At 40.3% G+C, this 15,151-nt stretch carries 9 protein-coding genes and 2 CRISPR repeat arrays (1 of these 11 running past the window's edge); all 9 genes read right to left on the bottom strand.

Annotated elements, in window-relative coordinates:
* Positions 1–699: a CRISPR direct-repeat array (repeat unit 29 nt; unit sequence CTTTAAAACCCACTACGTGCATATAAAAC); it begins 3,123 nt to the left of the window's first position.
* A gap of 207 nt (positions 700–906) precedes the next feature.
* The 9 genes from cas2 to AAHF22_RS17120 all read right to left on the bottom strand — a co-directional run bounded on the left by cas2 (position 907) and on the right by AAHF22_RS17120 (position 14,747).
* Entirely contained in the window at positions 907–1,167 is a 261-nt protein-coding gene (cas2, locus tag AAHF22_RS17080) for a CRISPR-associated endonuclease Cas2 (RefSeq protein WP_347326238.1), read from the bottom strand.
* Positions 1,168–1,172: 5 nt separating this feature from the next.
* Positions 1,173–2,162, bottom strand: a complete 990-nt coding sequence (gene cas1b / locus AAHF22_RS17085; protein ID WP_347326239.1) for a type I-B CRISPR-associated endonuclease Cas1b — start codon at positions 2,160–2,162, stop codon at positions 1,173–1,175.
* Entirely contained in the window at positions 2,159–2,659 is a 501-nt protein-coding gene (gene cas4, locus AAHF22_RS17090) for a CRISPR-associated protein Cas4 (protein WP_347326240.1), read from the bottom strand. The genes cas1b and cas4 overlap by 4 nt, the downstream gene beginning before the upstream one ends.
* Positions 2,660–2,719: 60 nt before the next feature.
* Positions 2,720–5,074: a CRISPR-associated helicase Cas3' gene (gene cas3, locus AAHF22_RS17095; RefSeq protein ID WP_347326241.1), complete on the bottom strand. Its 2,355-nt coding sequence runs from the start codon at positions 5,072–5,074 to the stop codon at positions 2,720–2,722.
* An 89-nt stretch (positions 5,075–5,163) separates the two neighbouring features.
* Entirely contained in the window at positions 5,164–5,898 is a 735-nt protein-coding gene (gene cas5b / locus AAHF22_RS17100; RefSeq protein WP_347326242.1) for a type I-B CRISPR-associated protein Cas5b, read from the bottom strand.
* Positions 5,898–6,803 (bottom strand): type I-B CRISPR-associated protein Cas7/Cst2/DevR, encoded by a 906-nt coding sequence (gene cas7i / locus AAHF22_RS17105; RefSeq protein ID WP_347326243.1) that lies wholly within the window; start codon positions 6,801–6,803, stop codon positions 5,898–5,900. Before cas7i ends, cas5b begins: the two co-directional genes overlap by 1 nt.
* 2 nt (positions 6,804–6,805) lie before the next feature.
* Positions 6,806–8,827 carry a hypothetical protein gene (locus AAHF22_RS17110; protein ID WP_347326244.1) on the bottom strand — a complete coding sequence of 674 codons (2,022 nt, stop codon included), beginning with the start codon at positions 8,825–8,827 and terminating at the stop codon, positions 6,806–6,808.
* Between the two features lie 6 nt (positions 8,828–8,833).
* Positions 8,834–9,562 (bottom strand): CRISPR-associated endoribonuclease Cas6, encoded by a 729-nt coding sequence (cas6, locus tag AAHF22_RS17115; protein ID WP_347326245.1) that lies wholly within the window; start codon positions 9,560–9,562, stop codon positions 8,834–8,836.
* Between the two features lie 1,098 nt (positions 9,563–10,660).
* A CRISPR array of direct repeats spans positions 10,661–13,961; the repeat unit is 29 nt; unit sequence CTTTAAAACCCACTACGTGCATATAAAAC.
* Between the two features lie 183 nt (positions 13,962–14,144).
* On the bottom strand, positions 14,145–14,747 hold the full coding sequence (locus AAHF22_RS17120; RefSeq protein WP_347326246.1) for a DUF1836 domain-containing protein: 603 nt from the start codon (positions 14,745–14,747) through the stop codon (positions 14,145–14,147).
* Positions 14,748–15,151: the final 404 nt, after the last annotated feature.

Genomic DNA, 15,151 nt, shown 5'->3' on the forward strand with positions numbered 1-15,151 from the left:
TGCTACAATATCGGGACTTTAAAACCCACTACGTGCATATAAAACGTAAGTTGGAGCAATGAGCTACCCAAACTATTAGAATCTTTAAAACCCACTACGTGCATATAAAACGATCATACGTAGCCACGGAATTTCCTCCTTATTCATCCTTTAAAACCCACTACGTGCATATAAAACAATGGATTTAGCCGGATTGATTGATATGAATTACTTCCTTTAAAACCCACTACGTGCATATAAAACATGGAACTCAAAACGGATATGGTTACCATAGAACGCTTTAAAACCCACTACGTGCATATAAAACTAGACATTTTTTTGAACATAGTTACCTCCTAGATAAACTTTAAAACCCACTACGTGCATATAAAACTCAGTAGTGCTCTAGCAAAGAAAGACATTATCGGTCTTTAAAACCCACTACGTGCATATAAAACCTCTTTCTATTGTTCTCAGACCTATATTCACTCCTGACTTTAAAACCCACTACGTGCATATAAAACGCCAGACTTTCGATCAAAAACGCGATAGGGGAAATCTTTAAAACCCACTACGTGCATATAAAACTTCCAACGACGATCAGGGATACTGGCAATTTATTCATCTTTAAAACCCACTACGTGCATATAAAACTCATAGTTGCGCATATTTTTCACCTCCTTATGGTCTTCTTTAAAACCCACTACGTGCATATAAAACCCCGCCGCCAAACCGCCCAAACCCCTTACAGCCAAAGGCTTCTTCCAACTGCCTCAACCCTATTTTGCATCGAACCTGCAATCATGTAGATCCATAACTCAAACGAATCGCTCTCATCCCTTGCCCCGTCTAGTCTACAGGCGATTCGACAAAATTATCGTTCAATGCAAAATGATCATTCGGCTCCAGGTCAATCTTCGTCTTCTGCTACAAAAACAATTGATCAAACGACTTATCTGTACCATACACTTCCTTTTTGATCGCACGTGGATTTTCTACTTTATATAAATATAATGAATCTTCCACTTCCATGATCGATTTCAATTCAGCCAGGCAGCGACTCAGTTTGCCTTTCGTAATCTCGCCTTCAAACACTGAATTTTGTGTCCAATCCAAATATTCACGCAGCTTTTTGCACACTTTACCGACTCGTTTCTCGCCAACATCATACGTAATAATGACAAACATGTTAATCACCACCAGGCTTTGAATGGTTTATACGTTTCGTCTCCGATCACATGCTTAATTAACTTATACGCTTCCAAACGAATAAGATAACGATACGACACATTTCGGCCCAACTTACGATGCTTGAACGTCGTCTTCATCCGTTCGTCAAATGCTGCAATGACTATTTTTCTGCCTTCCTCATTTAAATAGACCATCCCCTCCATATCCACAAAATGTTTGTGCTGGATGCGTCGATTATTAACGAGACTAAACACGAGAGAATCAATAATAAACGGTTTAAATATTTCGGCCAGATCGAGACTGAGTGAAAATCGCTTGCTTGATGGTTCATGCAGATAGCTAATCGCTGGATCAAGCATTGTTTTGTATACTTCGGAGATAATCGATGTATACATCAGGCTATTGCCAAACGAAATCAGCGCATTTAATGGATCGCGTGGCGGACGCTTTGTGCGACCTGCCCAGACAAAATCAGCTTTAACAAGCAGCGGAAATGCATCGTAATATATTTGTCGGCACTGCCCCTCTATGCCCATAATGGCGGGAATACGATCTGCTTGCTCAAGCAACTCTGCGCGTGCGGATAATGTATCGATGTGCGCTCTCGCTTCTGTACCTGCTTTGCGCAAATTACGTAACATATGATGAATACCGCCACGTACAAAGGAACGAGCTAACATTGCTCGTTTGCCTGCATGTAAATAATGCTCACTCTGATGAACGGTCGTATACCCGGAAATACGCGAATTGCGAGGATAGTATGTACCATCATAATAGCCATAATAATTATACACATGCAGTTTGACGTCATGCTGGGTTAAGATGTGAAGGAGCGAAGTATTAAAATCGACATTGCCAAATAAATGTACATTTTCTGTCTGCTCAATCGGTAATGGACGGGATATACCTTTATCGTCCGTAAAATATAGCGTATTGTGCTTCCGATGCAATTGGCCTGCTGAGAAAATAAATACATCTCTTCCTGTACTCATTCTTCTTCCTCACTTTCGCCTGATTGGCAAAAATCACGATAAGCACATTTGGCGCAAACTTTCTTTTTACGATACATGGGGACTCGTCCGGTCAGCACCTGATCAATACCTTCCAGCGCGATCTGTACCTCATTTTCCTCGTCTACGCCAAGTTGAAGCTCGGTTGTCTTTTTCTCCGTTGGATAGCTAATCAACCCCTTTTTACTAATACCGCGTTCTTTTAGCAAATATAGATAATACAGCATTTGTAACCGATCCGCTTGTTCCATTCGGCTACTAATCTTCACTTCTCGTACCCACTCACCATCCAGAGCATCCAACACAGCATGATCACCCAGAGCAATTTCCTTATCCAAACGAGCATAGGCCTGTTCATGCAAAATATTGCCTTCTTCTACTCGGTCATGCCCCTGTTCAAAACCGATGCCACGATGAAATAACCATAGCTTTCGTTTACAGACAGCGTAATAATGCATCTCGATTCCACGAACAGACATGTTGATCATTCCTTTCTTTCCCAACCCATTAAAGAATGACTTCAAAATGATTGATCGAATTTATACAATCATAGCTGTATCGGAAGTGATGATGCTCGTATCTAAACCGGTTTGTTCATGATATTCGACAGACACGTAATAGAGATCTTTTAATGGCTTAATAGGACTCAATAGCTTTTTAGCATGAGCCACATACTCATTTACACCAACGGTGTATTGCTCCAGCGTTTGGCGGGCTTTTCGTCTAATGCGTGCGATATGCTCATAATCTCCTTTTGCCGTACTCCAGTCATGCAATGCCGCTTCAATCTCTGGATTCCCTCGAAAACATTCAGGAATAACTTGTATTTCATGAATATCACGTAATAAATCCTGTGCCTGTTTACGACTTGTTTCATATAAAGTCCGAAATTGTAATTGTTCTAATGTATGATCAAATAATTGTTTGAACGTGGATTCCTTTAGTGCTTCTTCGTCATATAGCAATTGGATCATACGATGTTTTGCTGTTTCCGACAAAATACCGGTTTGAAAAGTACCAAATAGCTCAAGGCTACGTGCATAAATATCTTCGTGATAAATGGAGTTTTTTCCGATATTTACGCCAGATACATAAGCAGTATAGACCCATATATTAATCGCTTCCACCGACTTGAGACCTTTACGGTTACAGCGGCCATAGCGCTGAAATTGACTATCCAATGAGGACATCTCTGTATGCAATATGTCAAAATCGATATCTAAACTCGCTTCCACAAGTTGTGTCGTGATCCATATGCCTGCATTCTGTTCATGTTTAGCAAATGTAATGATATCTTTCTCACGCAGTGCACGATCTCGTTTGATTAAGCGAGAATGGAGCAAATGCGGTTGATCCATATGCTTTTGCAGTTCACGATACACTTCCACAGCACGTTTAACTGTATTGCAAATGACTAATACTTTGCTTTGCTTCCCATCCTGTACAATACGCTGAATTGTTGCTTCGTCCACAATCGACTCGGATCGAATCTGAACATGATGTCGAACAATCGTATCATCAATGTATTCACCGTATACGAGTGCAGGTCTAGGCTGCTGTTCGCTATCATCATCCTGTAATAGCGGCTGATTGCAAGCTAATTTTTTTTGTAATGCCGTATAGTAAAATGGCGGCAAGGTAGCGGTCATAATCATAAACGAACCGCCGATTTGGTCGATCATGACGAGCGCCTGTACAATGACAGCTGCAATTCGTGGATCATAAGCTTGTAATTCATCAATGATGATTTTGGAATATGCCATTGTTGCGTATTCTTTCTCGAATCCTAAATAGAACAACGGAAATTTCAGAACCTGATCAATGGTGGAAATGATCAATTTGTTCGCGTATTGTGCAGACTGACGATGCGTTTTCTCCAATGCTTCTTCATCCGCATCCATCAGTTGTTGCAAATGATCCAATGTCGTGGAATGCAATAAGCCAGTAGCTTCTTCTATCGATTCCTGCCCTTCGGATCGTGTCGTAAATGCAATGCCCTCTTTATCAATCACACGGTTGTACATCGAGTTAATACTGACGCGCAAAGGCAGTGTAAAAAAACCTTTATCCTCACCGATCCACAGCAACCCTGCCTCTGTTTTACCCATACCTGTTTGGGCGACAACGACGATATGTTGATTCTGATGTTGCTCTGCAAAACGTTGTAATGCATTTTTTTGCGCAGGCATTACAGTGTTTGCATACGGAATTATCATTTTATGTTCAATAAAATGACTGGTATATTCACCTACAGCCATTTCAGCAGCCAGCTCCACATCAACATGAGCGGAGGCAGCATGATCCAGGCGATGAAGTAAGCCTTTGATCATGATGTATTTGTAAAACCACGGGTTCTTGCTGCCCTTGAAACGATTAACATGTTGTAACGCTGACAGTTTACCCGTTGAGATTTTACGATTCAGCTTAATCCCAAGCTCTTGTTCAATCTGATCAGCATGCGGCAAAATGTGTAATTTATAAGCTGCTGCTACATGCTGATTAAAATCAGCGATACCTGTAATAGTCGTGCCTTCATGGTGATAACCGACAGCCTGAATCAACACCGATTCTTCATCTTTGCTTAAACCCAGCTCCTTGTATGGAATCGCCAGCACTGAAATGTAATTATGCCGAATAGGGTGTAGATGCTTGACTTCTAGTAGCGGTTGTCGAATGACTTGCAAAATTTTATTTTGAAAAACAGCATCATATTTTCCGACATCGTGATACATAACAGCCCAATATAATAACTGCCAATCTCGTTCACTCATCCAGATCAGTTTATGCTGATAATGTTGCTTCAATATATGATAGCAGCGAACAAGCGCTTCAGTATGCTGTTTAATCGTCTCAGTATTCGGCCAGGCTGGTTTAGATTTAGCATAAAACAACATCGTAGTCCTCCCTGTCATAAATGAATGTATAAAGATACAAAAGAGAGAACACGGCATTCTTTCCGGTTCTCTCTACGCTGTCGCTGTATTTAATAAGTGGACTCTTCAATAGCAGGTGCAAAAAAGACACCATCCTCATAAGGATCAACCCACAATGTTTGTTCGCCATCACTTGATATATCATTCTGTGTATTACCCTGTACATAACCTACGTTTAATTTATCCCATACGCGCACTCCCTGGACGATACGGTACGTCCAATTGAGCTGATATGGAAAGTAAACAATATGCGAATTTTGGATCATCGATAACGGAATAAATGCATTTTGTTTTAAACTTAAATCTTCAGTGGCTTCCTGTAACTCGACCCATTCACAACGATCAACACGCACTAAGTCTTCCCAGCGTCCCAAACTTAAGTGTACAGGACTTTCATCTATACGCTGTTTTAATTGTTGCAGCACATCGGGTGCCGCAGCAACATGAATGATCAAATTCACATCGTACAACATATGTGTATAAATGGGCATCGTTGTAATATCTTGAAAATCTCGTTCTACATCTAATCCAGCAACAGTCAATGGAAATTCTTCCGTCTTATCTGTTTTGAAAAAATAATGAGTTTGGTAATCCGTAACCATCGTATCATACTGTCCCTGAATGCTAATGCTCATCGGAATCAATTCAGTCGCTTCAAGTACTGCATGCAACATCCCTTTAACGGTTGAATGTGGCGGTAATGGATACGTCTCAGATACTTTGAAGGCAAATGGCTTTTTATAACAGGCAGTTTGCTGATACAGATCGAGTCGAAGTACGTTCATTATACATTCGCTCCATAATAATCGGTAATCGCAGTTTTAAGATGGGCAAAAAACTGCTCAACCGTCCCTGTATGCGTAAAGGCTGCCTGCAACTGTGCCTCATTATGAAAGATGCCGGAAACATAGCCAATATGAGTGTCGTCTGCTACTACATGATTGCCAAATGTCGTATTACCAACATCTTGTAACGCTTCAACCTTCAAGTTCCAGAATCGATTTTGCGGTTCCAGCATAACTCGCCCCAGGAAAAATGGATTGGCAACCGGGTAGATCCCTCCAATCACAAACAATGGAGATAAAGATTCCTGTCTTCCGCGAATATTACGATTTAACAGCTTCAATATATCCAGCAGTTCATGCAGGCGCTTAATTTTCTCTGCTGCCGGTAATTCAACTGGATTCTCTTTGTTCGCAAGATCGACACCGATACGATCGAGATCAATTGTTACAGTATATGTATAAAAACTTTCATGTTGTTCAATGTTGGCAAGGTTAGGCGTTTCATCAATTCGTTCCGCCAGTCCCATATTATTCAGAAACTCCATATCACTTCGATAAGGTTCCATCGACACCGCATGCGATAATCGAACAACAGCAGGGCGCTTTAACGATTTTTTACCTGTTTTTAAATAACCAAACAGATCCATTTCTTCCGACTGTTCAATTGTGACATCTTCACGAAATTGTACGGTTCCCTTCGCTTTATCCACGGTCTGCAAATTCCATTGGAACCATTCATTGCCCAGACGCACGATATCGTAGCGTACACTTTGGCGTGAAGCAAAGGTTAGTACATCGCCATTGCCGCGATGAATCTTTTTTAACTCTGAAATGTTGGCAATGCCTTCACCATAGTTTAATGAATTGGCACGAAATATAGCTGTAAATGAAATCGCTTTTCCCATAATTAGCGAACCTCCTCAGATGTTTCATTCGTATCTTCATTAGTAGTATCCGCATTGTCGTCACGGTTGGATGAATTATTTTTTTCGTTGCTTCCTAGTAAACCGGCTATAAATGCAGTCGCGATCGTATCGAAATCGATGCCGTTCTCTTGCAAACCGTCCAGGAAAATATTAGACACTTCTAAATATTTCGGTTTTTCACTCGATTGGCGGGCACCGATTGTATTAGCCGACATGTAGACCCGAAACACAGTATCCATAAATGCCGACTTATCTCCAGCTTTGGCTGCATTCAATAGACGATAAGCAATACTTTCCAGCTTCTTTTGTCCACCTGCTCGGTATGTTTTGCCTTCGGTTTGTTCTCTTGGACGAATATCCAGCATTCGATGACGTAGCTCAATACCCTGGCGATACACAATATAGATTTTAGCGTCTGGATGTGCCATAGACTTCACTCCTTTGGATGGGTCAGCTATTTTTTGTTTGGCATCCAGTAGACGTCTACGATTCTGAGCCGCTACAAAAGCACTAGAGGCCAATCGACTACTTTCTGCTTGCCGTACTTGCTCAGAAGCATCTGGATTTTTCATTTTAGGCTTGATGGCCAGACGCAGTAATTCATATACCGTTTGCTTAGGATCGATCCCTTTCAATAGGGCACGGACGAAAGCCTCTTTACAATGGGTGTGCTGAATATAATGAATATGTTTACCATATTTGCTTAAGAAAGTTACCAGATACGGTGGCATATGGTAATAGTCCAGCAGCGTTTTTTTCATCTGATATTCTGAATGTAATTCAACAAACAAATAGGCATTTCCTAAGTTTTTCGCCTTATCATGAGTTTCATCCAGTATATTTGTAATCGCTTCATCAAATGTAGTGCCGCCATTACGTAAAGTACGATACTGATTATTCAGATCTACATTTACTTGAAAATAGCTTTGTGTCAAAATCATACCAAAAAATCGCTTCGTCTCATTAAAGTCTTCTGTCCCGATTCGTCGATTGTATACCGCCAGTCCAGCAGGCACAGCAAATAATAACAGCCTGGCAAGCGCACTGATTGGAGTTGGCGTATCTTTATCAAAATTCCAATTGAAATTCACCGCATTTTTTTTCGACAACGCCAGTGGTGAAAACGTAAGTTCTTCATAAGATTGACTTGCAGGCATACCGGTGATCAAAAAACAGGGCAATACGTCCTGCTGAAAATACGCATGGATCTCCTGTTTACTGTTCATCTTTTTCACTTTACGAAGCCAATCTTTAAAGGGCTTATATACTTCACTGTATGTACGCAACAAATCAACAATATTAGCCTGTTCCGCTGGTTTGCACAGTTCTCCATACAGCTGTAAATCATACAGGGCAGGCATGGAAAAATCTTTATCCAATTGCTCGATATGTTGTACGGTTGATCGGGCATTAAAGGTTGGCTGTAAAATGGACGTCTGCCCAAAGAAAACATTTAAGATCACAGCTTTGGCATAATTGAGCGTAAGCTTTTCATTGATTAGGGGAACTGACATAATGCGGCGGTAATCATCGATAGCTGTTTTGACTTCGGCAGCCTGCTCCCATGCTTGCTTGTCTTTAGCGATATCATCAAGCCGAGTAGCCAATTGATTCAATTGCTTGTATTCATCCATATCTGCAAAATATTTTTCGACTTTTTTCATTTGTTCCACTACAATAGCACGAATCGATTTGACTGCCACCTGTACTTTTTCCGTGCATGCTGCAATTTGCTCAGGTTCGACCAACTGCATATTCATCGCCTGTTCTACTTGAGTCTTCGCCCAACCCATTCGTTTAACATCTCGCTCAACAATGCTAAATTCACGAATTAACCATTCGACATAAGATTGTGAAAATGAACGCAGGTGATCTTCCGTTAATATAAGGCCCCTCTGTGTCACGACAGGCGGGTGAGGATGATTTTTGTACAGTCTTGTTAAGCCGATCAGCCCTGCCGTCATCATCCAATCTTCAGCAATCAGTTCAATCTCGACCGACACCAGCGATCATCCTTCCCTTATGTACTCAAGCATACCAAATGATTGCGAGGCTCGTTTACCTACACCGGATTGATATAAAAATTGCAAATCCGCCGGATGTCCCTGCAATACGAATTGGCCGCGATATGCCGTGAAATGAAGTTTCTTGGTCTCAGTATTCGACCGACGAAAAGTAGAATTTGTTTCTTTAATAACGACGCGTTTCATCGTAAGAGGCTGGATCAAAATCGGACGATACGGTTCACGCCCAGTCAGTTCACGAATACGAAGAGCAGCATAATAACCAAACTCTGTAGCATATTCAACTTGATCAGGGTGAAGAGGCTGGCCTTGCTTGTCTTCGATCAGAATAGGAGAAAGCGTGGAGAAGTGAACTTGATCACTGTGGATTTCCGTCTCTTGCAACATCTGAATATGCGCGCGCTCCCAGACACCATAAAGTGTAGTGTAGCTTGTTAACCGCTGCAATCCATTGAATAGATGCAACATAAACGTCATATCAGCGGAAGCAATATTGATGGTGAGACTCGTTAAATGAATTTCGTCCTGTTGATATGTAAAGTCTTTCAAGTATACAGCGGTACAAAAAGGCTTCATCTTACCTTCATTTTCTACATATAACGTATGATAGTAACCGGGATCTGCTTGATTTAACGCTTCTTTGATCAAGGATAGAACGACAAATCGATACGCTACCGGGATACGCGATACGTTGTAAGTGACGCTTAATCGCATATACTCACTTCCTTATAGATAATATGGATCATTGTATAAAAGTACAAAAGTCTCATAAAAGGAATATAGTCCCAGTATATAGTCAAGCATTAGAAAATGCAAAGCTTTTTATGGTGGAACCGTTCACTACCTAACCCACTATCGTTCATATAAAAAGAAAAAAAGAGTCTACATGCAACTCAAAAACATAATTTTAAATCCCACATTGTAAATATAAAATAAGATTATGCTTTAAAAAATGAGAGATGTAATATATAATGACTTGATACAGAGATGTTGCAGCATTTCTGTATCATAAAGCAGACACTGACCTTAAAGAGGACGTTTAGTTTAAACGTTCTTTTTATTTAACTAAAAACACTCTAATAAGTTCAAGGACAAAAGTCAATCCAGCAAATAAAAAAATCCCAAATTGAATTATGATTGTAGCTAGACTATAACTTTTCAAAATACCACTCCTTTATGATATTGAGTATATTGTTTCTCTTCTTTATACATCTCTCATGTTGTTTAACCTATCATACAATCCTGAAAATCTCAACAATATATTTATTAGTTCTATTATTTTTATTACAAATCTTGATCGGCAAGCAGTTAATTTTCTAAATCTTATTGTTGCTCTCAAAATCTCTATAATAAAGGCTAAGAGATATTCGAACGCCGATCTTGAAATCGAGAACGATTCACATCTATATTTCAATAGTTTGTATACTACCTGATTCTTTATAATTTCTTTTATTGTGAACGAACACTATCGTTTTATTTACACTTATGTAAGGAAGTGTATCGATACAATTACAATAACTATGCACATACATTTCTACTTAGATAGCAAATTGAATATTGTTTATCCTTCAAAGTTGAATACTAACTTAAAATAATCTTAAGCTGCATAATCGTAGCGAGGAATTTGTCTGTCTACGCTTAAAACCGAGGATTGGAAATATACAGGAAATTATTGAGCTGATTTGAGAAACGATTGCATATATAAATCTTGTCTTCAGTCCCTGCGATCTCCAGTTTTATTAAACTTTAAAACTCTATGCGTACATATAAAATACAAAAAGACCCAGTTAATATCGTCCAGCTGATCCCTCGCTTTAAAAACCGCTATGTGCATATACAACTCATCGATCGTTTTAATGACTTTTCCCTTGCCAGTCTTTAAAGCCCACTACGTGCATATAAAACACGGAAGCATTAATGCTCATTAAACCGGATTTTAGCTTTAAAACCCTCTACGTGCATATAAAACGGACGTCACAGAAAGCGTGGAACGATGATCCTGAGTATCTTTAAAACCCTCTACGAGCATATAAAACGAAACGCATTTGATTTTAGCCATCAAACTCGATCCTAGCTTTAAAACCCTCTATGTGCATATAAAACGTAGTCGGTTCCTGCGATCTCTGCTGCTTCTTTTTCGCTTTAAAACCCACTACGTGCATATAAAACATATGATGTGAATTTAGACTCCATCCCCTCAATGAACTTTAAAACCCACTACGTGCATATAAAACGCTTCCCCCACCGCCAAAATAGCTGATCGGATCAACCTTTAAAACCCACTACGTGCATATAAAACTATCACTCACACCAGAAGTACAGGAAGCATTCCCACCTTTAAAACCCACTACGTGCATATAAAACGCAGTGTCGAAATCTTACCTGACAACTCTATTGACCTTTAAAACCCACTACGTGCATATAAAACTGCTACGATCGAAGCGACCCTATTGCTGATCCATGCTTTAAAACCCACTACGTGCATATAAAACTAGCTATGAATAGAGGGGACACTACATTGGAACTCCCTTTAAAACCCACTACGTGCATATAAAACAGCGCTAGATAATAGTGATCTGCCTATTATATTCGACTTTAAAACCCACTACGTGCATATAAAACTATAAATTCTCGATTTTCTTTCAAGAAATCGTCCAGTCTTTAAAACCCACTACGTGCATATAAAACCATGCTGCCTGGCAATAGGTTAGATACGCTATACTCCTTTAAAACCCACTACGTGCATATAAAACGCTAGACGGTTCATCCCATCCATACCACCCGATGTTTCCTTTAAAACCCACTACGTGCATATAAAACGGGCAATTCACATCGACGATTGCCGCATAGGGCGCGCTACTTTAAAACCCACTACGTGCATATAAAACCGGAGTGACACAACAGAGTCTAACGAAGATGAAAGAACTTTAAAACCCACTACGTGCATATAAAACCATACCAGACAAATCAGCAGGGTGATCAGCAACGCTCTTTAAAACCCACTACGTGCATATAAAACTGGCTTATTGACCAGGTTGTACCTCGTCTTGATCCCTACTTTAAAACCCACTACGTGCATATAAAACCAAACTACATTGACTCAGCTCCGCGCTGATGCTCAACCTTTAAAACCCACTACGTGCATATAAAACAGAGTGTCCATTTGAGCAAAATCGTTAAATGCCTGACTTTAAAACCCACTACGTGCATATAAAACCTCTTGCGCGACTTGGCTCTTGCTCAGCACCGTATAAGCCTTTAAAACCCACTACGTGCATATAAAACGTTTTTGTACAACGGAACTCAAGGTCATACCGATCACTTTAAAACCCACTACGTGCATATAAAACGGTACATTCGGCTGCTGAATGATAATCAAAAAGCCCTTTAAAACCCACTACGTGCATATAAAACCATTAAATAGGAGCTAATAAGCATGGCTAAATCTATCTTTAAAACCCACTACGTGCATATAAAACGATGCGATGCTACACTTTTTACTTCAAGCTTTTAAGCTTTAAAACCCACTACGTGCATATAAAACCTTAAAGGTGACAAATGTTTGGGATGCTGCTATCAACTTTAAAACCCACTACGTGCATATAAAACGATAAACTAGATTCATTTGATTCAATAGTCTTTCCGTACTTTAAAACCCACTACGTGCATATAAAACCATCTACCCATTCATATGCTGTGTGTTGACTAAATGACTTTAAAACCCACTACGTGCATATAAAACCATGGTGGCGGTGCTGGGGTAATACTGGTTGTTATCCCTTTAAAACCCACTACGTGCATATAAAACGAAGTAACCACACTCACAAAAGCTAAAAAGTTTATTGACTTTAAAACCCACTACGTGCATATAAAACAGCCGTATCCTGCTTTGGTTCAAAGCACTGGTGAAACTTTAAAACCCACTACGTGCATATAAAACGAATAACATTAGTGGGACGAATTGGGGCTTTACAGGCTTTAAAACCCACTACGTGCATATAAAACAAGACCTCCAAGCGGCAATTAGTGCAGATATCATTACTTTAAAACCCACTACGTGCATATAAAACTGATTTTGAAGCAAATTGCATAGGGAGTGCTTATTTCTTTAAAACCCACTACGTGCATATAAAACGGAGTAATGTTTGCTTTAAATTGCATTGATCCTTTCTTTAAAACCCACTACGTGCATATAAAACCATTAGATAGACTGTATTGCGTGAATAGACTATCAACTTTAAAACCCACTACGTGCATATAAAACCACCCCGTCTGCGCTGTCGAGCACGATCTGTTGGTCTTTAAAACCCACTACGTGCATATAAAACTGATATCTGCCGCAAGATTCCTCGTAAACGCAAAGCCCTTTAAAACCCACTACGTGCATATAAAACGGACTGCTTTTTGCAAATCAGCAACAGCTCCTGGACTCTTTAAAACCCACTACGTGCATATAAAACTTATAACCAAATTGAAGAATTATTCGATGTTCGTCGTGCTTTAAAACCCACTACGTGCATATAAAACTCTGGCTGTATTATCGCTATGGATTACTGTCAATTCTTTAAAACCCACTACGTGCATATAAAACAGGCGAACGCATTACTACCGGTATCGGAATATCTGGCTTTAAAACCCACTACGTGCATATAAAACAGGATCAGCTTACAGTATTCATACAGCTCAAAACACTTTAAAACCCACTACGTGCATATAAAACCATCCATCAACTGTCGTAAAGCCTTCTTATCTCCAGCCTTTAAAACCCACTACGTGCATATAAAACCGTGGACGGAAATAGTCTCCAGCTCGTCATAGGGGTGTCTTTAAAACCCACTACGTGCATATAAAACTTTTGACGAATATACGGCTCAGGTTCTTTATCGACCTTTAAAACCCACTACGTGCATATAAAACCCGTAAGTGAGTTCCAGTGCTACGTTAGTCTAGCTGACTTTAAAACCCACTACGTGCATATAAAACTATTTACGGAGACTCCCGGCACGTCAAGCTAAGCCGCTTTAAAACCCACTACGTGCATATAAAACTGCCGCTCCACCTCAACACCAAGGGTACGCTCCTCACTTTAAAACCCACTACGTGCATATAAAACCCCATCTTCAAACCCCCGAAACCCCTTGCCACACAAGCAAATATTCCATTTCCTAATTCTCATTTTGCATCAAGCGACCAATCCTGTAAATCCTTCAAAACAAAAATCTCTCCAATCCCTTACCCCGTCTGCCTTACGAGCGATTCGACAAAATAATCGTTCGCTGCAAATACAAACACCAGCTTACTCCCCAACCTGCCTTACCTCCAGCCCCTCAACCCCATCCTTCCCTTCCCCTTCCAACCCCGTAATCTTCTCCGCCAAAATCTTCCCTGCATTAGCCAGCGTCGCCATTTTGAGCGAGAATCCAGCCAGCATGTTCTCCTGCGAGCCTTCTGCATTGTCGCGCAGCTGGCGACCTTCCTGTTTCGCCATTTCCATCGTATACCGTGAAGCAGCTTCCTGTTCTTCGCAAAAATGATTATAAATCTCATCCAGCGTCATCGTTTTCAACTGGATAGAAATCATCGTTTGGATCGTGCCAATCGGCAGTACGGGCTTTAAGTTACAGATCATAATGAGATAGGCGATATGTTCGCGGGAATATTTCTTTTTCACAGTAGGCGGAATAATCTTCTGCTTTACATAGTTGTTAATCATGGACGGGGTAATAAGCTTGCCTGCGGTTTCGCCGGGGAACTGGTGGAACTGATATTCTAACCAGGCGACAAGTTGATCCATATAAATGCCGATCATCGGTAGCTGTTCCCAGCGTGGAAAGCGATAGGCGACCTTCTTCTCGCCCCATTCTTTGAGCTGGTCAAGCAGTGGGTATTGCGGTTCCATAACGTGTATCTCCTTCCATTGCTACTATATTGGCTATTGTCTGTCATACTGCTGATGTGAATATGGAGTATGTAGTTTCGTAGCTGGCTGGTATCGGCGCTCAGCTATGGACTAGTGCTAATGTGGATATCGAGTAGGTAGTCCCAGCGTTACTATCTGCTTCTCTTCGCATATGTCATGCTTTATATGTCCAAACAGTGAACATCCTGCTACTAGAAATGACTATTTTACTATTATACCGAAAAACATCTGAAACGAAAAACAATTCGTTTTCGTAACAACATTTAAAGTTTGTAATCAACCTCACATCTAGTTATAATAACTATATGATAGAGTTATATAGTACATATGTCTATTTTGTCTTACCTTCAATGACTGCATACATTTGCAAAATACCATATGCT

Origin of the sequence: Paenibacillus wenxiniae, assembly GCF_039822605.1 — a bacterium.
GTDB classification, from domain to species: domain Bacteria; phylum Bacillota; class Bacilli; order Paenibacillales; family Paenibacillaceae; genus Saccharibacillus; species Saccharibacillus wenxiniae.

Excerpts from the sequence above, each read along its gene's own strand:
- cas2 (WP_347326238.1), bottom strand. The coding sequence starts at position 1,167 with ATGTTTGTCATTATTACGTATGATGTTGGCGAGAAACGAGTCGGTAAA.
- cas1b (WP_347326239.1), bottom strand. The coding sequence starts at position 2,162 with ATGAGTACAGGAAGAGATGTATTTATTTTCTCAGCAGGCCAATTGCAT.
- cas4 (WP_347326240.1), bottom strand. The coding sequence starts at position 2,659 with ATGTCTGTTCGTGGAATCGAGATGCATTATTACGCTGTCTGTAAACGA.
- cas3 (WP_347326241.1), bottom strand. The coding sequence starts at position 5,074 with ATGTTGTTTTATGCTAAATCTAAACCAGCCTGGCCGAATACTGAGACG.
- cas5b (WP_347326242.1), bottom strand. The coding sequence starts at position 5,898 with ATGAACGTACTTCGACTCGATCTGTATCAGCAAACTGCCTGTTATAAA.
- cas7i (WP_347326243.1), bottom strand. The coding sequence starts at position 6,803 with ATGGGAAAAGCGATTTCATTTACAGCTATATTTCGTGCCAATTCATTA.
- cas6 (WP_347326245.1), bottom strand. The coding sequence starts at position 9,562 with ATGCGATTAAGCGTCACTTACAACGTATCGCGTATCCCGGTAGCGTAT.
- AAHF22_RS17120 (WP_347326246.1), bottom strand. The coding sequence starts at position 14,747 with ATGGAACCGCAATACCCACTGCTTGACCAGCTCAAAGAATGGGGCGAG.